At 64.1% G+C, this 19,909-nt stretch carries 21 protein-coding genes; 7 read left to right on the forward strand and 14 right to left on the reverse strand.

Annotated features, from left to right (window positions below):
* The first annotated feature begins 133 nt into the window (after positions 1-133).
* A complete protein-coding gene (locus QO034_RS13875; protein WP_284486142.1) occupies positions 134-2,572 on the forward strand; it encodes a GcvT family protein in 2,439 nt (812 codons plus the stop codon).
* A gap of 85 nt (positions 2,573-2,657) precedes the next feature.
* On the opposite strand, the gene QO034_RS13880 is transcribed toward QO034_RS13875, so the two are convergent.
* Complete coding sequence (locus tag QO034_RS13880; protein WP_284486143.1) at positions 2,658-3,068, reverse strand: nuclear transport factor 2 family protein; 411 nt, start codon at positions 3,066-3,068, stop codon at positions 2,658-2,660.
* Between the two features lie 124 nt (positions 3,069-3,192).
* On the opposite strand from QO034_RS13880, the gene QO034_RS13885 reads away from it, so the two are divergent.
* Both QO034_RS13885 and QO034_RS13890 read left to right on the forward strand, forming a co-directional pair.
* A complete protein-coding gene (locus QO034_RS13885) occupies positions 3,193-3,846 on the forward strand; it encodes an RluA family pseudouridine synthase (protein WP_284486144.1) in 654 nt (217 codons plus the stop codon).
* Positions 3,847-3,940: 94 nt separating this feature from the next.
* Entirely contained in the window at positions 3,941-4,423 is a 483-nt protein-coding gene (locus QO034_RS13890; protein ID WP_284486145.1) for a hypothetical protein, read from the forward strand.
* Between the two features lie 23 nt (positions 4,424-4,446).
* On the opposite strand, the gene QO034_RS13895 is transcribed toward QO034_RS13890, so the two are convergent.
* Positions 4,447-5,286, reverse strand: coding sequence for an alpha-1,2-fucosyltransferase (locus QO034_RS13895; protein WP_284486146.1), 840 nt, complete (start codon positions 5,284-5,286; stop codon positions 4,447-4,449).
* Positions 5,287-5,461: 175 nt separating this feature from the next.
* On the opposite strand from QO034_RS13895, the gene QO034_RS13900 reads away from it, so the two are divergent.
* Positions 5,462-5,728, forward strand: coding sequence for a hypothetical protein (locus tag QO034_RS13900; RefSeq protein WP_284486147.1), 267 nt, complete (start codon positions 5,462-5,464; stop codon positions 5,726-5,728).
* A gap of 111 nt (positions 5,729-5,839) precedes the next feature.
* On the opposite strand, the gene QO034_RS13905 is transcribed toward QO034_RS13900, so the two are convergent.
* Complete coding sequence (locus QO034_RS13905) at positions 5,840-7,279, reverse strand: aldehyde dehydrogenase family protein (protein WP_284486148.1); 1,440 nt, start codon at positions 7,277-7,279, stop codon at positions 5,840-5,842.
* 171 nt (positions 7,280-7,450) lie between these two features.
* Here QO034_RS13905 and QO034_RS13910 point away from each other — a divergent pair, with 171 nt between their 5' ends.
* Complete coding sequence (locus QO034_RS13910) at positions 7,451-8,104, forward strand: peroxiredoxin (RefSeq protein WP_284486149.1); 654 nt, start codon at positions 7,451-7,453, stop codon at positions 8,102-8,104.
* A gap of 95 nt (positions 8,105-8,199) precedes the next feature.
* On the opposite strand, the gene QO034_RS13915 is transcribed toward QO034_RS13910, so the two are convergent.
* From QO034_RS13915 to rbfA, 10 genes are all read right to left on the reverse strand, one after another.
* Entirely contained in the window at positions 8,200-8,916 is a 717-nt protein-coding gene (locus tag QO034_RS13915) for a glycosyltransferase family 25 protein (protein WP_284486150.1), read from the reverse strand.
* A gap of 50 nt (positions 8,917-8,966) precedes the next feature.
* Positions 8,967-9,209, reverse strand: coding sequence for a hypothetical protein (locus QO034_RS13920; RefSeq protein WP_284486151.1), 243 nt, complete (start codon positions 9,207-9,209; stop codon positions 8,967-8,969).
* 207 nt (positions 9,210-9,416) lie between these two features.
* On the reverse strand, positions 9,417-11,549 hold the full coding sequence (gene pnp / locus QO034_RS13925; RefSeq protein ID WP_284486152.1) for a polyribonucleotide nucleotidyltransferase: 2,133 nt from the start codon (positions 11,547-11,549) through the stop codon (positions 9,417-9,419).
* Between the two features lie 214 nt (positions 11,550-11,763).
* Positions 11,764-12,465, reverse strand: a complete 702-nt coding sequence (locus QO034_RS13930) for a Crp/Fnr family transcriptional regulator (RefSeq protein WP_284486153.1) — start codon at positions 12,463-12,465, stop codon at positions 11,764-11,766.
* A gap of 1,011 nt (positions 12,466-13,476) precedes the next feature.
* Positions 13,477-13,746, reverse strand: a complete 270-nt coding sequence (rpsO, locus tag QO034_RS13935; RefSeq protein ID WP_284486154.1) for a 30S ribosomal protein S15 — start codon at positions 13,744-13,746, stop codon at positions 13,477-13,479.
* Between the two features lie 164 nt (positions 13,747-13,910).
* Positions 13,911-14,909, reverse strand: coding sequence for a calcium-binding protein (locus tag QO034_RS13940; RefSeq protein WP_284486155.1), 999 nt, complete (start codon positions 14,907-14,909; stop codon positions 13,911-13,913).
* Positions 14,910-15,004: 95 nt separating this feature from the next.
* Entirely contained in the window at positions 15,005-15,514 is a 510-nt protein-coding gene (locus QO034_RS13945; RefSeq protein ID WP_284486156.1) for a DUF1643 domain-containing protein, read from the reverse strand.
* Positions 15,515-15,520: 6 nt separating this feature from the next.
* On the reverse strand, positions 15,521-16,426 hold the full coding sequence (gene truB / locus QO034_RS13950; protein WP_284486157.1) for a tRNA pseudouridine(55) synthase TruB: 906 nt from the start codon (positions 16,424-16,426) through the stop codon (positions 15,521-15,523).
* A gap of 53 nt (positions 16,427-16,479) precedes the next feature.
* Complete coding sequence (locus QO034_RS13955) at positions 16,480-17,238, reverse strand: phosphodiester glycosidase family protein (protein WP_284486158.1); 759 nt, start codon at positions 17,236-17,238, stop codon at positions 16,480-16,482.
* Positions 17,235-17,630 (reverse strand): 30S ribosome-binding factor RbfA, encoded by a 396-nt coding sequence (rbfA, locus tag QO034_RS13960; RefSeq protein ID WP_284486159.1) that lies wholly within the window; start codon positions 17,628-17,630, stop codon positions 17,235-17,237. The genes QO034_RS13955 and rbfA overlap by 4 nt, the downstream gene beginning before the upstream one ends.
* Positions 17,631-17,715: 85 nt before the next feature.
* Here rbfA and dapB point away from each other — a divergent pair, with 85 nt between their 5' ends.
* Positions 17,716-18,525 (forward strand): 4-hydroxy-tetrahydrodipicolinate reductase, encoded by an 810-nt coding sequence (gene dapB / locus QO034_RS13965; RefSeq protein ID WP_284486160.1) that lies wholly within the window; start codon positions 17,716-17,718, stop codon positions 18,523-18,525.
* Positions 18,526-18,856: 331 nt separating this feature from the next.
* On the opposite strand, the gene QO034_RS13970 is transcribed toward dapB, so the two are convergent.
* Positions 18,857-19,447 (reverse strand): hypothetical protein, encoded by a 591-nt coding sequence (locus QO034_RS13970; protein WP_284486161.1) that lies wholly within the window; start codon positions 19,445-19,447, stop codon positions 18,857-18,859.
* A gap of 111 nt (positions 19,448-19,558) precedes the next feature.
* Here QO034_RS13970 and QO034_RS13975 point away from each other — a divergent pair, with 111 nt between their 5' ends.
* Positions 19,559-19,894, forward strand: coding sequence for a hypothetical protein (locus QO034_RS13975; RefSeq protein WP_284486162.1), 336 nt, complete (start codon positions 19,559-19,561; stop codon positions 19,892-19,894).
* Positions 19,895-19,909: the final 15 nt, after the last annotated feature.

The raw sequence follows: 19,909 nt of genomic DNA on the forward strand, positions 1-19,909 counted from the left end.
CGCCGCGGGTTGCGCCGCCCCGTGTCTGGTTTTTTCCTCTTGGCCAATTTCGGGCGGGGGGGGGGGGGCCCCCCCCCCCCCCCCACCGGTCGGATCGCGTCAGCGATCCGAAACCGACCAGAAAGGACAAGCCATGACTTCTATTCCCGACAAGGCGCGTGCGGTCATCATCGGCGGCGGGATCATTGGATGCTCCGTCGCCTATCACCTGACGAAACTCGGCTGGAACGATGTCGTCCTGCTCGAGCGCAAGGCGCTGACCAGCGGCACCACCTGGCACGCCGCCGGCCTTATCGCGCAGTTGCGGGCCACGGCCAACATGACGAAACTGGCGAAATACAGCCAGGAACTCTACGGCGGTCTCGAATCCGAAACCGGGGTCGCCACCGGGTTCAAGCGCGTCGGCTCGATCACCGTTGCCCTGACCGAAGACCGCCGCGAGGAGCTTTTCCGCTCTGCCGCCATGGCCCGCGCCTTCGGCGTGGACATCGAGGAAATCGGCCCCGCCGAGATCGCGGCACGCTACCCGCATCTCAACCTGGAGGGCGTCGTCGCAGGCGTCTATCTCGACAAGGACGGCCAGGGCGATCCGGGCAACATCGCCCTGGCGCTAGCCAAGGGCGCGCGTCAGCGCGGTGCGGTGATCGCGGAAAATGCCAGGGTGACGGGTGTTTCGCGCGACGGGCGGCGAATCACCGGCGTCGCCTATGAAACCGCCGGCGGACCCGGCCGGATCGCCTGCGAGCATGTGGTCAACTGCGCCGGCATGTGGGGACGCGAGGTCGGGCGAATGCTCGGCACCAACGTGCCGCTCCAGGCCTGCGAGCATTTCTACATCGTCTCCGAACCGATTGCCGGCCTCACGCAACTTCCGGTGCTGCGGGTCCCCGACGAATGCGCCTACTACAAGGAAGACGCCGGAAAACTCATGCTGGGCGCGTTCGAGCCGGTATCGAAACCCTGGGGACCGATTCCCGAAAACTTCGAGTTCGACCAGTTGCCCGAGGATTTCGATCATTTCGAACCGGTCCTCGAAATGGCCGTGAACCGGATGCCGATGCTCGGACAGGCGGGCATCCACACCTTCTTCAACGGGCCGGAAAGTTTCACGCCGGACAACGCCTACCATCTGGGCCTTGCGCCGGAGATGGACAATGTCTGGGTCGCCGCCGGGTTCAACTCCATCGGCATCCAGTCCGCGGGTGGCGCCGGCATGGCCCTTGCGCAATGGATGCAGGACGGCGCGAAACCTTTTGATCTGGGCGACGTGGACATCGCCCGGACGCAGCCGTTTCAGGGCAATGTCCGCTACCTGCGCGCCCGTGCCAGCGAAACGCTCGGCCTGCTCTATGCCGATCACTTTCCCTTTCGCCAGAAGGCCAGCGCGCGCGGCGTGCGGCGCACGCCATTTCATGCGCATCTGGCGCAACAGGGCGCGGTGTTCGGCGAACTCGCCGGCTGGGAACGCGCCAACTGGTTCGCCCGTCCAGGCCAGGTGGCGGAATATGCCTATTGCTGGAAACGGCAGAACTTCTTTGACAACGTGGCCGGGGAACTCGCCGCCGTGCGGGGCAATATCGGCATGTATGACATGTCTTCCTTCGGCAAGCTGCGCGTGGAAGGGCGCGATGCGGAAACCTTCCTCAACCATGTCTGTGGCGCGAACATGTCGGTCCCGGTCGGCAGGATCGTCTACACCCAGTTCCTGAATCCGCGCGGTGGGATCGAGGCCGACGTCACCGTGACCCGGCTGACGGAAACTGCCTACCTGGTGGTCACGCCCGCCGCGACCCGCCTGGCGGATGAAACCTGGCTGCGGCGGCACCTGGGCGACCGGTCGGTCGTCATCACCGACGTGACCGCCGGAGAGGCGGTGCTGGCGGTGATGGGGCCGAAGGCTCGCGGTTTGATGCAGGCGGTGTCGCCGAACGATTTTTCAAACGCGGCCAATCCCTTTGGCACCGCGCAGGAGATCGAACTCGGCCTTGGCCTCGCCCGTGCGCACCGGGTGTCCTATGTCGGAGAGCTCGGCTGGGAAATCTATGTCGGGGCGGACATGGCGGCGCACGCCTTTGAAACCCTGCTGGCCGCCGGGCAGGATCTGGGCCTGAAACTCTGTGGGATGCACATGATGGATTGCGCCCGGATCGAGAAGGGTTTCCGCCATTTCGGTCATGACATCACGCCGGAGGATCACGTTCTGGAGGCCGGGCTCGGCTTTGCGGTCGGCCGCGACAAGCCGGATTTCATCGGCCGTGCGGCGGTGCTGGACAAGATGGAAAGCGGGCTGGGCGCTCGTTTGGTCCAGTTCAGGTTGCACGACCCGGAACCGTTGCTCTATCACAACGAACCGATCCTGCGGGATGGCGAGATCGTCGGCCACCTGTCCTCGGGCGCCTACGGGCATCATCTGGGCGCGGCAATCGGCCTGGGATACGTGCCTTGCAAGGGCGAAAGTGTCGCCGGCGTCCTGGCATCGCGCTACGAGATCGACGTGGCCGGGGCGCGGGTGGCGGCCGATGTGTCGCTGAGGCCGTTTTACGATCCGATGTCGGAACGGGTGCGGATGTAGCGGCGGAGGCGTCTCTCACCACTTGTCCGACGGTCGCCCGGCGGGTTGATATCCCGAACCGAAAAGGCGCCCAGACCCTGCCGGATCAGGACAGGGCGTTGCGGAATTTCAGAAACCGCGGGTCGGTCGAGACGCGGGCGTTCATTGCCTCGCGCAACGCGCCCACGGTTTTGTACGGGCGCATGACGACTTCGAAGGTTTGGATCAGCCCGGCATCGTTCAGGGTGATGAGATCGACCCCGACCGCGTCGAGATCGCCGACCTTGCACTGAAATTCCAGCGCCCAGTCGTTTCCGTCGCCCATCACGCGGCGGTACTCGAAACCCCGGAACACCTGGCCCACGTGACCGAGCACGGCGGCGACCGCGTCGCGCCCGGTCCAGGTGGCGAAATAGGTTGGCGGCATGAACCGCACGTCTTCGGCCAGAAGCCCGGCAATCGCGGTTTCCTCGCCCTTTGCGACGACGTCCTGCATTCTGGCGATGGTCGGGTGCATGGTCGGGTCCTTTCACCAAGTTCTGCGCCACAGTCGCGCGAGGCCGTATCGCAGGCAAGTGCGACGTGACGTGACGGCCGGGCGCGACCTTGCCGTCCCCCCTGCGCCGGAGTAGGGGTTCGGCATGGCCGTTTCCTCTGATTATACCCCGCCGGATCAGCCTATGGACGTGATCCATGACGACGCGCAGATCGTCGTGGTCAACAAGCCCGCCGGCCTGCTCAGCGTTCCGGGCCGAGGTGCGCATCTGGCCGATTGCCTGTCGATCCGGTTGCAGGCCGTATTCCCCGAGGCCCTTCTGGTGCATCGGCTGGACCGGGACACGTCCGGCGTCATGGTGTTCGCGCTGACCCCTCATGCGCAACGCCACCTTGGCCAACAATTTGAAAAGCGCCAGGCCCGCAAGACCTATGTCGCGCGGCTGGCTGGCGAACTGACCCCGAAGGCCGGCACCGTCGATCTGCCGCTGATCGTCGACTGGGAAAACCGGCCCCGCCAGATGGTCTGCCGACAGACCGGTAAACCGGCCGTCACCGAATGGCGGGTCCTGCGTCACGATCCCGGCGAAAGCCGCGTGCGGCTGATGCCAAAGACCGGTCGGACGCATCAGCTTCGGGTGCATATGGCGGCTCTGGGCCATCCGATTCTCGGCGACCCGCTGTATGCAGACGGGGATGCGGCAGATCATGTTCGGATGATGCTGCATTCCGAGGAACTGAGGATCAAGCATCCGGACAGCGGCGTATCGATGAAGTTTCGGGTGGCGGCGGAATTCTAGCGCCCGAAAGGGGCGTTTCAGGCCAGTTGTGCAACCATGGGACCTCGTCTAACCTGTGGCGCAAGCGACGCAATCTGACTTTGGGACATCCGATGTGGCGGTAAAATCGAGTCGTTTCCTGGCCTTCACCGCCGCGGTGTTCGTGCTGTCCGCCTGCAATTCCAATCCGCAATTCCGGATGACCAGCGCGAACCGGGTGTATGATTCGTTCAACGGTCTCTACATATTTCTGGCCAAAGCCGATCTCGGCCTGTTCGAGTCGCCTGCCTCCTTTCCCGCCGAGATCGACACCTATGGCGAGATCATCGCCGGTTTCGAAATCGGCCGCTTGGTCCAGACCGAAAAGAAGCTGAGTTCGGCATTGGCGCGGGCGGAATCCCGCAGCGCGCTGGACAGCGTCATCGCCAGATGCGTCGATCAGGTGAAAGCGGTCGCGAAACAGCACAAAGCGAAGGGCATCCCCGCAGGATCGCAATTGCTGGACACGACGCGCAAAGCCTGCGTTCTGGCGGTCGGGGCGGTGGCCGAGAACGAAAGATCGTCCATTTTCGTCGCCACCGTGGCTGGGGATCTCTGACGGCGACGTCCCTGCCGGCCGGATCAGGCGTCGATCGCCGCCCACCGATCCGGCAGGATGTCCGGATTGACGAGCTTGGGGTCGCCGAACCACCGTGCCGGTCCCGCGACGCGCTTGTCGCGGTTGGCGTTCAGCCAAGCCCCCCACCATGAAAACGACGAATTGCCGATGATGTTGTGATTGCAGAGCGACATCAGGCGCATGTCCTCGAAATCCGCATCGGCCCCGTTGAAATCCACCACCACCTTGGCGCAGGGCAAGGGCAGGTTGACCTTGGCCCAGTCCGGATCGTCCGAGAAGACATACACCGTAGGCGCCCCGTCCAGCCCCTCGAGCACCCGCGCCAGCGCCGCGTCGTAATAGGCCTGATCGCAGAGCGTATGCGCCCCGAGCGTCAGGTAGTCGCCGCGCCGCACATGCAGGGATACCGACAGCCCCGCGCCGATCCGGGCGGCCATTTCGGCATTCCGGGACGAGGAAAAGCCGGGAAACCGGAAATCCCGCCGGATGGCATCGGCGACATGGGCAAAATATCGTTCCGACTGCCAGTAGCCGTGCAGGTAGCTGCCATCGGGCCAGGTTTCGATCGCCGTATTGTAGCCAAGCCCGTTCTCGCGGCGGAATGCCGGGCTGGTCAGTCTCCACAGGCCATAGCGAAGGGGAGCTTTCCGTTTCAGCGGCGGCAGCCGGTCCGGGGCCGCGAGCGGCAGGTCGAAAACCCGCGTCAGCACGCCTTCGCCGCGGGCTTTGGCCTCGCGGCTGTCCAGCGCGACCCCGGTTCCATGCCGTTCCGCCAGACCGCGTGCCGCCGCGTATTGAAACATCTGGTTGCCGAGTCGGCCGTGAAGGCGGGAAATGATCATGGTCCGTTTCTAGGAACGATCCCGGCAAAACGCCACAGCAATGACGCCGGACTCAACCTGCTTGATCGGTTTCGGCGAAGGTGCCTGGATCCGTGAAATGAAACGGATCCGATGATCTTCGGACTTTTGCAGCAAGGCGATAGCGTCGCGCCTGCATTTGAAAGGAGTCCGCGCCATGCCCAGGGATGTCCATCCGCAGATCCGGGCCATTCCCGACCGGACGGCAGATCCCGGCATCCCCAGGTTGCAAAGCCTGACGACCGGGCAAGCGCGCGCCCTCATGGAAAGGATGGCGAAGACCAGGGCCGAGGCATTTCCCCCGCCCGGGCTGTTGTCTGTCGAGAACGGGTTCACCGGCGCGGGCTACAATCATCTGCCGGTGCGGATCTACCGGCCGTCGGATACGGACGCGGCCTTTCTGAAGCGGACCTGGGGGCATTAAGCGCGGTGGGAAAGGTTTCGCTGTCCACGCGGCGAGCTCCGCTGAAACAGAACGGATCGCAACGAAAAAGGCCGCCGAAACCGGCGGCCTTCGGGGCGTTTTCGCGAGAGTTTACTCTGCCGCCCAGCCGCCGACAGCCTTGATCTCCAGGAAGTCCTCGATCCCGAAGATGCCGCCCTCGCGCCCGTTGCCGGACTGTTTCATGCCGCCGAAGGGCGCGCCGGCGCTGCGCGGCTTGCCGTTCATCTCGACCATGCCGGACCGCAGCGCGCGGGCCATGCGGTTGGCGCGGGCGCCATCCTGGGTCTGGACATAGTTGGTCAGACCATAGGGCGTGTCGTTTGCGATCTCGATGGCCTCTTCCTCGGTATCGAACGGGATCATCGACAGCACGGGTCCGAAGATTTCCTCGCGTGCGATGGTCATCTGGTTGTTCACGTCGGCAAAGACCGTCGGCTTCACGTAGTAACCCTTGTTGAAGCCTTCGGGACGCCCGGTGCCGCCCGCGACCAGGCGCGCGCCCTCGTCGATGCCCTTCTGGATCAGGTCCTGGATCTTGTTCCACTGGGTTTCGTTGACCACCGGGCCGATGTGGCGGCCTTCGTCATGGGCGTTGCCGACCGTGACGGCTCTGGCGACCTCGGCCGCCGTGTCCACCGCCTGATCGTAGATGTCGCGCTGCACCAGCATCCGGCTCGGCGCGTTGCAGGACTGTCCGGTGTTGTTCATCATGTGCAACACGCCACGCTTCACCGCCTTGTCATCCGCATCGGCAAAGATCACGTTCGCGCCCTTGCCGCCCAGTTCCAGGTGGACCTTTTTCAACGTGTCCGCCGCGTTCCTGGAAATCGCGGTGCCCGCGCGGGTCGATCCGGTGAAGCTGACCATGTCGACATCCGGATGACCGGACAGCTGGCTGCCGACACCGGCGCCATCGCCATTGACCAGGTTGAAGACGCCCGGCGGGAAGCCCGCGTCGTGCATCATCTGCGCGAAGATCATCGCGTCGAGCGGGCTTTGTTCGCTGGGTTTCAGCACCATCGTGCAGCCCGCGATCGCGGCCGCGCCCACCTTGAGCGTGATCTGGTTCATCGGCCAGTTCCAGGGCGTGATCAGCGCCGCGACGCCGACCGCTTCATAAATGATACGGTCGTTGGGTGTGTCCGCACGCAGCGGGCGCTCGAAGTCGAAGGCCTTGGCGGCCTTGACGAAATTGGCCAGATGGTAGGATCCGGCGCCGACCTGCTGGCTGCGGGCCATGTCGATGGGCGCGCCCATTTCACTGCTCATGGCCTCGGCGAGGTCTTCGGCATGGGACTGGTAGATGTCCATCAGTTTTTCCACCAGTGCGATGCGCTCGGCCACGGGCGTCGCCATCCAGCCCGGCAGGGCCGCCTTGGCGGCGGCGACGGCGGCGTCGGTGTCGGCCTGTCCGCCCAGGGAAATGACCGCGCAGGGTTCTTCGCTGGAGGGGTCGATCACGGCGTAGTCATTCGGCTCTGCCGGGGCGACCCATTGCCCGTTGATGTAAAAGTCGCGTTTCTCGATCATGGTCGGATCTCCCGTATCTGACAGCTGACCTGACCGGCTGGTCAGGGATTCGCGGCACTCTGTCACTGCTGGCCATCGGGGGCAAGAGAGGGGATGTAACGCCCCGGTGTTATGATTAGGTTGTCCGTGACGACGACCAATCGTCTCGCATTTTTCGAAAGGATCATCGAAATGGCTTTGCGCATCAATGACACCGTCCCGAACTTTACCGCGGAAACAGACCAGGGCACCATCCAGTTCCACGACTGGATCGGCGACAGCTGGGCGATCCTGTTTTCCCATCCCAAGGATTTCACCCCGGTCTGCACCACCGAATTCGGCGCCGTGGCGCAACTGGCCGATGAGTGGGCCAAACGCGGCACCAAGGTGATCGGCGTGTCCGTGGACGGGGTCGAGGACCACAAGAAATGGAAGGGCGACATCGAGAGTTTCGCCGGCACCACCGCCGGGTTCCCGATCATCGCGGATGAAGGGCTGGCGGTTTCCAAGGCTTTTGACATGCTGCCCGCCGATGCCTATCTGCCGGATGGCCGCACCCCGGCGGACAGCGCGACGGTGCGTGCCGTGTTCATCATCAGCCCGGACAAGAAGTTGCAGCTGACCATGACCTACCCGATGAGCGTGGGGAGGAATTTTGCCGAGGTCCTGCGGGCGCTCGACGGTTTGCAGCGCACCTACCAGCAGCCGCTGGCGACACCGGCGAACTGGCAGCAGGGGCAGGATGTGATCGTCGCGCTTGCCCTTGACGACAAGGCCGCCGAAGACAAGTTCGGGACTCTGGACAAGAAGCTTCCCTACCTGCGCTTCGCCAAGAACCCGGCCTGAGCGGGATGGGGGCGCTGCCCCCGTCCCTTCGGGACTCCCCCGGAGTATTTCCGCAAAGATGAAGAGGGCGTGGCGTTGGCCACGCCTTTGTCCTGTCAGGGATGTTGCGGGTGCAGATGCAGCCGGGCGCGGTAGAGTGCACGTTTCACTTCGCGCGCCAGTTTCCCGCTGGCGCGCGTCTTCGTCTGGATGGTCGAGCCGCCGATCTGGTTGGCGATCTCGGCATTTCCGTTGGGCAGGATCGTGTGAACCGGCTGGCCGGTGATCCAGTGCATCTGAAGAAAGGTATCGACCGGGCGGTCAATGGTTTCCGTGGCACCGAGCAGGCGTTCTGCGGCGCCGCTGCCAACCACCTGGCAAATGCATTGCAACCCGATGATCCGGGGCAGGATCAGCCGCATCTGGCCATCAGAAGCGAGCACCCGGGCCGGCGTTTCGCGTGCCTTGACCGGCAGGCGGATGAACATCTCGGGAGTGGCATGGGCTGCGATCAGGGCGAGCGCACGGGCCAGCCTGTCGGGATCGACACGCAGGTCGTCCTCGGCGACCAGGGCGAAATCATGGCCCTCGTCGAGGATCCGCTGCCAGCAGCGGCGGTGGCTCTGGAACACGCCGATCTCGGCCGGGCGAAGCGGGAAGGGGTAGTGCGGCGAAAAGCGGGTGCCGTCGCTGCGCCGAACCCCGGCGATTTGCGCCGGGTCGCGTCCATCGACGGCCTCCACCACCTCGGCATCGGGCAGGTCGGTCAGCAGCCTGTAGACATTGCCGCGCCGTTTCGTGCTGCCGGGCAAATGGATGATCATTGAACGCATGGGAACTGATTACAGGCTAAAGCGGGCGCAGGGAAGCGGTGTGCCGGAGATCAGGCGGCGCGGGGGCGGAACTTCGGCGGGCTCAGTATGGTCGGCAGCCCGAACCTGTTGGCCAACACACCCGCGAAGGTCGAGAGCGGTGCGAAGGCGGCCAGGTGGGCGTCTTTGCCGGTCATGCCACCCAATGCCAGTCTGCCGGACTCCGGCCCGGCGGCAGTGAATTCGTCGGCGATGGGTTCGGCATAGGTGCGTCGGTTGGAAAACCTCCGGCCGAGGCACGGTACGCCCGGCACCCGTGGCGGCCCCCGCCGCGATCGGGAGATACTTCACGAAACCTCCAACAATGTGCTGTTCCTCGGCGTCGCGCACGATAGCTGGCCTGAAAATCCAGTCCCGCCACGCGGCTTGTGGTCCGCTATGGGGTCGTCTGCCAGGCGGCATGCAAAAAGGGCCCCGGTGTCGCCACCGGAGCCCCTTGTCTCGCCAGAAAAGCGAACAGATCATTCCGCCGCTTCTTCCTTCTTGATCTCTTCGCCGGTTTCCTGATCGACGACCTTCATCGACAGGCGCACCTTGCCGCGATCATCAAAGCCCAGGAGCTTGACCTTCACTTCCTGGCCTTCCTTCAGCACATCCGAAGGATGATTCAGGCGACGGTTCTCGATCTGGGACACGTGGACCAGCCCGTCGCGCTTGCCGAAGAAGTTCACGAAGGCCCCGAAATCGACGATCTTGACCACCTTGCCGGTATAGACCTTGCCTTCTTCCGGCTCGGCCACGATCGAGTGGATCATGTCATAGGCCTTCTGGATGGCGTCGGCATTGGGGCTGGCGATCTTGATGATGCCGTCGTCATTGATGTCGACCTTGGCGCCGCTGACTTCGACGATCTCGCGGATCACCTTGCCGCCCGATCCGATGACTTCGCGGATCTTGTCGGTCGGCACCTGCATCGTCTCGATGCGGGGCGCATGGATCGAGAATTCCGCGGCGCCGGACAGCGCCTTGTTCATCTCGCCCAGGATGTGCAGACGTCCGGCCTTGGCCTGTTCCAGCGCCTTTTCCATGATCTCGGGGGTGATGCCCGCGACCTTGATGTCCATCTGCAGGGAGGTGATGCCGTTCTCGGTTCCCGCCACCTTGAAGTCCATGTCGCCCAGGTGGTCTTCGTCGCCCAGGATGTCGGACAGGATCGCGTAGGACCCGTCGTCTTCCAGGATCAGGCCCATCGCCACGCCGGCCACCGGCGCCTTGAGCGGAACGCCCGCATCCATCATCGACAGCGAGCCGCCGCAGACCGAGGCCATCGAGGACGAGCCGTTGGATTCGGTGATCTCGGACACCACGCGGATCGTGTAGGGAAAATCGGTCGCGGCCGGCAGAACCGCCTGCAAGGCGCGCCATGCCAGCTTGCCGTGGCCGATCTCGCGGCGGCCCGGAGGGCCGACGCGCCCGACTTCGCCGACCGAATAGGGCGGGAAGTTGTAGTGCAGCAGGAAGTTCGATTTGAAGTTGCCGTGCAGCGCATCGATGAATTGTTCGTCATCGCCGGTTCCCAGCGTGGTCACGACCAGGCCCTGGGTTTCGCCACGGGTGAACAGGGCCGAGCCATGGGTGCGCGGCAGCAGGCCGGTTTCCGCAGTGATGTCGCGGATTTCATCGGTCTTGCGCCCGTCGATCCGCTTGCCGGTCTTGACCACGTCGCCGCGCAAAATGCCCGCTTCGAGCTTCTTGAGCGCGGAGCCGAGGTTGATGTCCTCTTGCTGCTCTTCGCTCAGCTTGCCGAGAATGGTTTCGCGTGCGGCGGCAACAGCGGCGGTGCGCTCCTGCTTGTCGACGATCGCGAAGGCGGCCCGCATTTCGGTCTCGCCCGCGGCTTTCACGGCGTCGTAGAGTTCCGAATAGTCTTCGGGCTGGAAGTCGAACGGCTCTTTCGCGGCGTCTTCCGCCAGCGCGATGATCAGGTCGATCACCGGCTGGATCTGTTCGTGGGCGAATTTCACCGCGCCCAGCATTTCCGCTTCGGACAGTTCATAGGCTTCGGATTCGACCATCATGACCGCATCCTTGGTGCCCGCGACGACCAGGTCGAGCCGCTGCTCGGGATTCAGGCGCAGGTCCTGCATGTCGTCCACGGTCGGGTTCAGCACGTATTCGCCGTCTTCGAACCCGACACGGCAGCCGGCGATCGGTCCCATGAAGGGAGCGCCGGACAGCGTCAGCGCCGCACTGGCGGCGATCATCGCCACCATGTCCGGATCGTTGACCAGATCGTGGCTCAGCACGGTGCACATGACCAGGACTTCGTTCTTGAAGCCGGGCACGAACAGCGGGCGGATCGGGCGGTCAATCAGGCGGCTGGTCAGGGTTTCCTTTTCGGTCGGGCGCGCCTCGCGCTTGAAGAAACCGCCGGGAATCTTGCCCGCGGCATAATATTTCTCGTTGTAGTGGACCGTCAGCGGAAAGAAATCCTGCCCCGGTTTCTGCTTGCGGGCGTAGGTCACGTTGGCCATGACGCTGGTTTCGCCCAGGGTGGCGATGACACTGCCATCGGCCTGGCGGGCAACCTTGCCCGTTTCCAGTGTGAGCGTTTCCTCGCCCCACTGCATCGACTTCGTCGTTACGTTGAACATCTATCGTTTCCTGTATGCGGGCACTCCCGCCCCTGCGGGTCCCGCGTTTGCGTGGCGGCCCCATTGCCGCCGACCCCAATCCTTTTCATGCGCCCGGGGTCAAAGGCGTCACGTCTCAGATTGTGCGCGCATACAGGAGTTTCGGGCGGAAGGAAAGGGCCGCCGCACCCACTTCGGCCGGTCGCATCGGGCAGCGCCCGGGCCGGACCCGGCGTCAGGCTGCGAGACCGGTGCCTTGTCCGTCCTCGATCAGGTGCAGCTTCAGGGCGTCCATGTCCGTCACGATGATCCGGCGGTTGCAGCTTTGGATGCCCAGCGACTTCAGGCGGCTGAAGGCGCGCGACAGGCTTTCCGGCCTCATGCCCAGTTTTCCCGCCAGAACGACCTTGCCGTAGGGCAATTCCAGCTCGTTCTGATCGCCGTGAAGCTGGCTCAGTTCGACGATGAAGTCGACCAGACGCTGCGCGCCCGACTTGACCTTCAATTGCTCGATGTCGCTGCGCATGGCGTTCAGGTGACCCGATGCCGCGGCCAGGACCGCGGCGCTGATCTCGCGATAGGCGTTTTCGCAATCGCAGATCGCGGACAGGTCGATATGCAGGACGATGCAGTCGCTGAGCGCCTCGACGGAAGACGGGCTTTCACCGCCGTTCAAAGCCTCGATTTCTTCGAAGCTCTGACCGTCCGAAAGGGTCGCGAGAACGGCCTCGTCGCCGTTGGCCTGCACGCGAAAAAGTTTGACCCATCCGCTCTGGACCACCTTGAGCGTAGTGGTCCTGTCGCCCTGCAGGCAGATCGTCGCGCCACGGCAATACTTCCGCAGGCGGGCCTTGGACAACAGGCAGGTTCTGACCGGTGCGGACAGATGATCGAGCAGATTTTGTGGCTTGCCGGCCATTGAGTCATTGATGCGCATGTTGGGTCTACTTCTGTTCGCTTAGAGAACCGTAGGTTGAAACCCGAAGCCTGGATTTGATATATATCAAAGTCAGATAATTCCGTAGCCGCTCCCGGCTCTCCGCGAATCGGTGCCCGGTGCCCGCGTTGCACGTTCGGGCGCTCCGACCGTTGTCACAAATCCGATCCGTCGGCCGGTTGACCGGCCAAAAGCTGGCCTGCCGGCGCCAGGTTCGGTCAATGCCGGACCGTCCAGGGACGTCGGATACCGGAGTCCGACCGTTACGCATTCGAGGCAAGGCACGACAGAAAGAGCTTGCTGTCCCGCCTTCGATCTGGGGATGACACTGCTGAAACCGACTGTAGAAACTCTGATGAATGACGATCTCGGCAGCAGGTAGGCCGTGTCTTGCGAAGGCGCTGCCGGTGAGGGCGGCTCCGAAGCGGTGCCGTATTTCGTCGGCAAGCTCTTTTTCATTGACGTCTCGACGGCACCATCCTGTCCGACTCCGGAAAAGGTTTCGAGCAGATCATCGCGCTGAACCGGGTTCCCAACGCTTTTGATGACGAAGCTTTCCCGGTCGGATATCCCGACGTGGCTGATGAGAACCGTTCCGACAACGCGGGTCCGGAACCCGAGGCCCTGAAGGCCGGCCTGCTGCACGGGAAGTCGCTGGCCTTCATCGACGATATGATCGGCTCGCACTTCGGACTTGTCAGCTCCGAGGTGATCGACCTCATCGCCGCCTTGGGCAGTGGCGGCGAACTGGCGCAGATGGTTGTGGCTTTCGAGTTATCCGGAACCTTCGCCGTGCACGATCTCCGACTCCGAGCCGGCCGCGGCGTGATCCTCGCCAGGAACGTCGTGCAGAATCCGTGCGAAGAGAGCTTGCGGTTCCGATCCGCGCCGGCCCGGCGGGGCACCGTTGAGCGTCTTTCAAAGACAATACCCCCGCCTGTTGGACAGGCGGGGGTGCAAAACGGACAGAACGCCGGTGGTGCGTTTTGCCAAACGGAAGGGAACTTCCGATCAGCGGCGCAGGCCGAGGCGTCCGATCAGGTCCTGATAGCGTGCTTCGTCCTTGCCCTTGACATAGTCCAGCAGCTTGCGGCGATGAGCGACCATCTTCAGAAGACCGCGGCGACCGTGGTTGTCTTTCTTGTGAGTCTTGAAGTGCTCGGTCAGGGTGGCGATGCGCGACGAGAGGATCGCAACCTGGACTTCGGGCGAACCGGTGTCGCCTTCCTTGGTCGCGAACTCTTTCATGATGCGTGTTTTTTCTTCGGCAGTGATCGACATCGGGGACTCCTTTGCGAGGTTGAAATGAATGGCGCAGGCCGGGATGTCGTCCAGCACAGGCCCGTGGAGAGCGCCTCTGACAGCCCCGGCGAAGGCGGGAATCCATCATCGACGGGCGCGTATAGGCGCTTTTCATGAGAATGGCAAAGGGATTCGGCGCGATCCTACGCCGCCGGGAGGCCGAGCACCGTCGAAGCCGACCGATCCATCACCACGATATCATCCGAAGTCAGCCCCGCCGATCCCCGCACCAGGGCGATTTCGGCGCCATCGAACAGGATGCGGCTGAGTGTCGGATCGTCTTCATCGGCCTGGATTTCGATCTCCGGGTCCGGGTTTTCGGCCAGGTCGCAAACCAACACCAGCTTGTCTTCGTCCCGGTCGAAATCCATCAGCTCCGCGCCATTCCCGTCTTCGATCCAGTCGCCAAGCACCACCGTGTCCGCGCCGTCGCCGGTCGTCAGGATATCGCCGCCGTCGGCGAACAGAACGTCGTCCCCGTCGCCGCCATTCAGGAAGTCCTTGCCGGAGCCGGGAAGCGCGTCACCGGAGTCGGATGGGTCGAGCCCCGACAGAACGTCATTTCCCGATCCGCCGAACAAGGTGTCCTGTCCCGCCCCGCCGGTCAGGTAATCGTCGCCCAACCCACCGTGAAGCGCGTCGTCGCCATCGCCGCCGTCAAGCGCGTCGTCGCCCGCGCCGCCCTGCAATTCGTCATCGCCCGCGCCACCGAGCAGAAAGTCGTCGTCGTTGTGGCCGAACAGCTGATCGTCCCCGTTGCCGCCATCCAGGCGATCGGAACCGTCTTCACCGTGCATCGTGTCGTTCCCGTCCTGCCCGAACAGAAGGTCATCGCCATCGCCACCATGCAGATCGTCGTTGCCGTCGCCCCCGTGAATGGTATCGGCGTCGTCATAGCCGTTGATCTGATCGGCCCCCGCGCCCGCGCTGATCCGGTCGGTCTGGTCGGAGCCGGACAGGATCAGGTCGTCGGGGCTATCGGAAAGGTCGATCAGGTTGGTCATATCCTGTTCGGCGTCCAGGGGCAGTTCGTCGCCGGTATCTTCGGCCATGTCGTCCTCGGCAGACGATCCGGAAAAATCGACGGCCAGCGCGACGCCGCCGACAGCCAGAAGCCCCAACAACCCAGCAAACAGAAACATCTTCACGCTCCACGCACAGAAACCAAACGGCCAGAACCGGCGCACAAGAACAGGGCACCGATGAAAAGCAATATCCTGTGCCGGTAAAGAACGGGTTACTCGATCCAGGGCGTCGGCTGCTGGGAATAGGCGATGTAAAGCGGGTGTTTCGGGTGGCCGGCCTTGCTCAGGCCCAGGTGAAAGAGCGGGCCGCCACTGCCGCGCAGCAGCGTTGCCACGGCGGCGCCGCGGCCAAGATGTTCCCCATGCGTGCCCCAGGCTGCGATCACCTGGTCCGCCCAGGCCACCCCTTCGATGATCGCCGCGTCGTTGCCGGGACCGACCGGTTCGGGGGCGGCCCGCATCGCCCGCGGATCGGTGTCCCGCCAGGCGAAGATGTTCGCGACCCGGAACGCGCCGAAACCAAGTGTGCGCGCGCGGCGTTCGCACCGTTCCACGGTGGGGTCGTTCTGCACCTCCGTGGCCGTCGACGGGTTGAGCATCACGAACAGCGCCCGTCGTCCCGCCGGATCCCAGGTGCGGGTCAGGCTGTAGCGGTATCGTTCGCAATCCGAATAGACGGCGGTCGACGGCGCATCGCCCTTGGTATGGCTCCGGACGATCATCGCCGGTCAGGCGTTGAACACGCGGCTGGGATGCAGTTCGCCCGCCTTGTAGATGCCGACCGCGACCGCCTTGCCGTCCTCGGATGCCCAGCACTCCTCTCCGTACTCGATATCCGATGCCAGGACCATGCCGGGATTTCCGTTGCGCAGGCGGGCGGCGCCTTCGGGCGTGCAGCGGACTTCGGGCAAGTCGGCGAGGCCCCGTTCAAGCGGCAGGAGATACGGGTCGAGCCGGTCGGTCCGCGCCATCTCTTCGACCTGCGCGAGGCTCAGCCCGTCGCTGGCGTCAAAGGGGCCGGACCAGAGGCGGCGCAGCGCCGTGACATGGGCGTGGCACCCGAGCGCCGCGCCCAGATCGCGGGCAATGCTGCGCACATACCCGCCTTTGCCGCAGGTCATTTCGAGCGTCGCGTGATCCGCGTCGGGGCGGTCCGTCAGCACGAGTTCCTCGACCCACAGCGGTCGCGCGGCAAGGTCCATTTCCTCGCCGCTTCGGGCGCGCTTATAGGCGCGTTCGCCGTCTATCTTGACCGCCGAGAACTGCGGCGGAACCTGCTGGATCTCCCCGATGAACCGGCCGAGCGCCGCCTTGATCGCTTCGTCGTCGGGGCGCTTGTCGCTTTCCGCGATCACTTCGCCCTCGGCATCGTCGGTGTTGGTAGCCTGACCCAGGCGGATGGTGAAGGCATAGGATTTGAGCGCGTCGGTGATGTAGGGCACCGTCTTCGTGGCTTCGCCGAGGGCGATCGCCAGCACGCCGGTCGCTTCCGGGTCCAGCGTGCCTGCATGCCCTGCCTTCTGCGCGTTCATCGCCCATCGCACCTTGTTCACGACGGCCGTCGATGTCGGGCCGGCGGGTTTGTCGATGATCAGCCAGCCGGAAATGTCGCGTCCCTTGCGTTTGCGTCCCATGGGGTCCCTCGAAATCCTGGAAGCCGGCGCACTAGCGCAAGCAGCTCGGCCTGTCAATTTGACGGGTGGGTCGATGCCCCGAGGTCGACAACCGTGCCCACGATGGGTCCCATTGCGAATCCGGCATCGCTGCGGCCGATCTGCGGCGCATGCAACCGGGACACGTTGCCATCGAAATAGAGCGCGTTGGGCAGGTCGAGAGCATCCCGGAACAACCTGCCGAACTCGTGAAACGTCACCCGGCTTGACGACATGACGAAGAATGCGCGGCTGCCGTCGGCGGTCGTGCCGACGCCGTTGCGGACATAGCGGGAGGTGCTGTCGACCAGGAACCGGGGGTGCAGGGCGCCGTCGATCACCAGCATCGGACCCGACTGGGTCGCGTAGGAACAGTCCGTCCCGCGCGACAGGAACGCGGTCGTTTCGATGACGTCGGCCCGGTCTTCGCGTATGCAGAACACGCCGTTGGGCACCAATCCGAAATTTCCCGGCCCGGCGCCCGGAACCACCCCCATGATTTCGATGCCGTTTTCCACGTAATATCCTACCGGCGACCGGTCGCTGTGATACATGCCCGCGTTCATTGCGAACCCCAGCGTCTTTCCCTGTTCGGCGAGCGCCCGATCGACGGCGGAAAACTGACCGAACGGAGTACCCGTGTCATCGGCAAGAAAAAGACGCAGATCGGCCTGCGCCGTGTCCACCTCGCACAGCGTGTAGGGATTGCCCTCGTAGGTCAGGTCGCGGCAGTCCTGCGCCAATGCCGGCAAGGCCAGCGCCGCCAGGATCAGCGTCAGGGGCGCGCGGATCATTCTTCCAGATCGCGGCGCACCGCATCCTGCTGCAACATGCGCCGGGTGTCGTCCATCCGGTCAAAGGTTTCGTCCAGCTGGAACCGCAGGTCCGGCGCGAATTTCAGCGCCAGTTTCCTGGATATGATCCGCCGCAACTCGCCCTTGTTCCGGGCCAGAAGTTTCAGCACGTCTTCGCGCCCCTGCCCGCCAAGCGGCAGCACATAGGCCGTGGCCACGCGCAGATCCGGCGAGGTGCGGACCTCGCCCACGGTGATCGACAGGCGGTTCAGGTCCGGGTCGTGCACATCGCCGCGCGCCAGAACCTCGGACAGGGACCGTCGAATCAGTTCTCCGACGCGAAGCTGGCGTTGCGAGGGGCCGGGGCCGTCATGAAATTTGTTCTTTCCCATGGAAATGATCTATGCGCATCGGCAGGCTTTGCCAAGCGGGACGCGAACCGCTAACCAACGCAACATCGCAGGAGAGGGGCGCACAATGACACATACACCGGGAATCGCAGTGACCGGAGCATCGGGCCGCATGGGGCAGATGCTGATCCGCTCCATCCTGGACAGCGATCAGGCGCAACTCGTCGGTGCGGTCGAGCGCAAGGGGCATGCCTGGATCGGGCAGGATGTCGGGACGGCGATGGGCGGGAAAGCGCTGGGAGTCACCGTGACCGACGAACCGCTCGAAGCCTTTGCAACGGCCCAGGCGATAATCGACTTTACCGCGCCCGAAGCGACGCTGGAATTCGCCACCCTCGCGGCTCAGGCCCGCGCGGTGCATGTGATCGGCACCACGGGCATGAGCGAGGCGCAGATCGCGGCCCTGAAACCGGCCGCGCGGCATGCGGTCATCGTGCGGGCGGGCAACATGAGCCTTGGCGTCAATCTCTTGACGCAACTGACGAAACGGGTGGCCGCGGCGCTGGATGACGAGTTCGACATCGAGATCGTCGAATCGCACCACCGCCACAAGGTCGACGCGCCATCCGGCACTGCCCTGATGCTGGGCGAGGCGGCAGCGGAAGGCCGCGGCGTGCGTCTGGAAGAGGTCGCGGACCGAGGACGGGACGGGATTACCGGTGCGCGCCAGCGCGGTCACATCGGTTTTGCCGCGCTGCGGGCTGGCGATATCGTCGGCGAACACGACGTTCTGTTCGCCGCTCCCGGAGAACGGATCGTCCTGCGCCATGTGGCGACGGACCGCGCGGTTTTCGCGCGCGGCGCGCTGCGGGCGGCGCTGTGGGGGCAAGGGAAACCGCCTGGGGAATATGACATGCTGGATGTTCTCGGACTCTGACCGCCCCGCGGGCGGGTCGGCGGTCCGCCGCCGATACCTGTCGTCCCTGCGATCCGCGAGTGATTCAATCCGGATGATCGGGCGTATCGGCCCTGCATGAAGCCGGGAACCCGGCGATGTCCATGAAGACCCTTGCCGCCGCCGCGACCTGTTCTGGGGGGGCAGCGAAATTGGCTATAATTGCCAGGAGGTCGCGTTGAACGGCGCGCGAATCCGGTTCACGTCGGACCGCGGCAGGGGCGATTCCGCCGATTGCCGCCTGACGACGAACTGAAACGCCGACCGGGGCGCGGACAAGGCCGGAGGCGCTGCCGCGCCGCCGACCCCGTGTTCAGGCGGATCGCAGCAGAACCTTGCTCGATCCAAGTGCGTCCGCGATCCGGCTGTATTGAAGCGCCTTGCTTTCCGAACCTTCGGCGCTCCGAAGCAGCAGGGTCTGGGTATTGTCCAGGATCGCCTGCGCCTGAGCGTTGACCTGCGGAACCGCTTCGGGCCGGACAGGCGTGAGAGGGCGCGTTGTCGTGACCGGGTTCTCGCCCGCTCTGGTGGCGCGGCCGCGCGTCTGCGCCGGATCGCGATTTGCACGCGCCAGGTCGGCCAGCTGATCCGACGTGTTCTTCAGGATGGTCTTGACCTCGGCATAGTCGCTGTCCCGCGGGATGTCGTCGGCGATCTTTTCGAGCCGTTCGGACAGACAGTCCACCGTATAGGAATCGTTCCCCAGCTCGGCGCAGAATTTTTGTGCGGCCGCGATGTTTCCGGTCAGGACATCGGTATAATTCTGCGATCCGAACTCTCCCGCAGGCAGAATGACGGTGTAAAGGACGCCGGGGCCGACACCCTGCGCCACAGCCGGTGAGCCTGCCAGCGCAGTCGCGGCAATCGCCAGTGCGGTGCTGAAACTGTGCGAATTGATCTTCATCTAAATTCTCCTTTGGGTGAAAATTGCCAAACGATTTCACTTGCTGCGTTGCCTAGGCCAAGTGTTCTCGATAGTCTGATAGTCATTCTAACAGGATTCGATTGTGAGGCTATGGGCAAAATTTTCTCTTCTTTGATGATGGCTTGCCTGGTGGCGGCGCCCGCAACCCAAGGGTTCGCCCAGGCTCTGGATCCGGGCGTATCCGAGGCGAGGGTGCGGCTGGCCTGTGGAACGGGCCGCGTTGTCGGGGCGGAAACCTTGGCGAACGGTTCGATCCGAGTGACCTGTTCCCAGGAATCGCGGCTTCCGGCTGAACTGGCCGGAGCGGGCCTGACCCCCGAGGTCGCTGCGGGGATTGCAGCGGCGGTGGTGGTCATCATTTTGATCGGCGACGACGACTCGAACAACACATCCACCACCACCACCACGAGGGGCAGCAATTTCTGACGTAACGGCGTCAGG

It is taken from the genome of Sedimentitalea xiamensis (genome assembly GCF_030164465.1).
In the GTDB taxonomy this organism is placed as follows: Bacteria; Pseudomonadota; Alphaproteobacteria; order Rhodobacterales; family Rhodobacteraceae; genus Sedimentitalea; species Sedimentitalea xiamensis.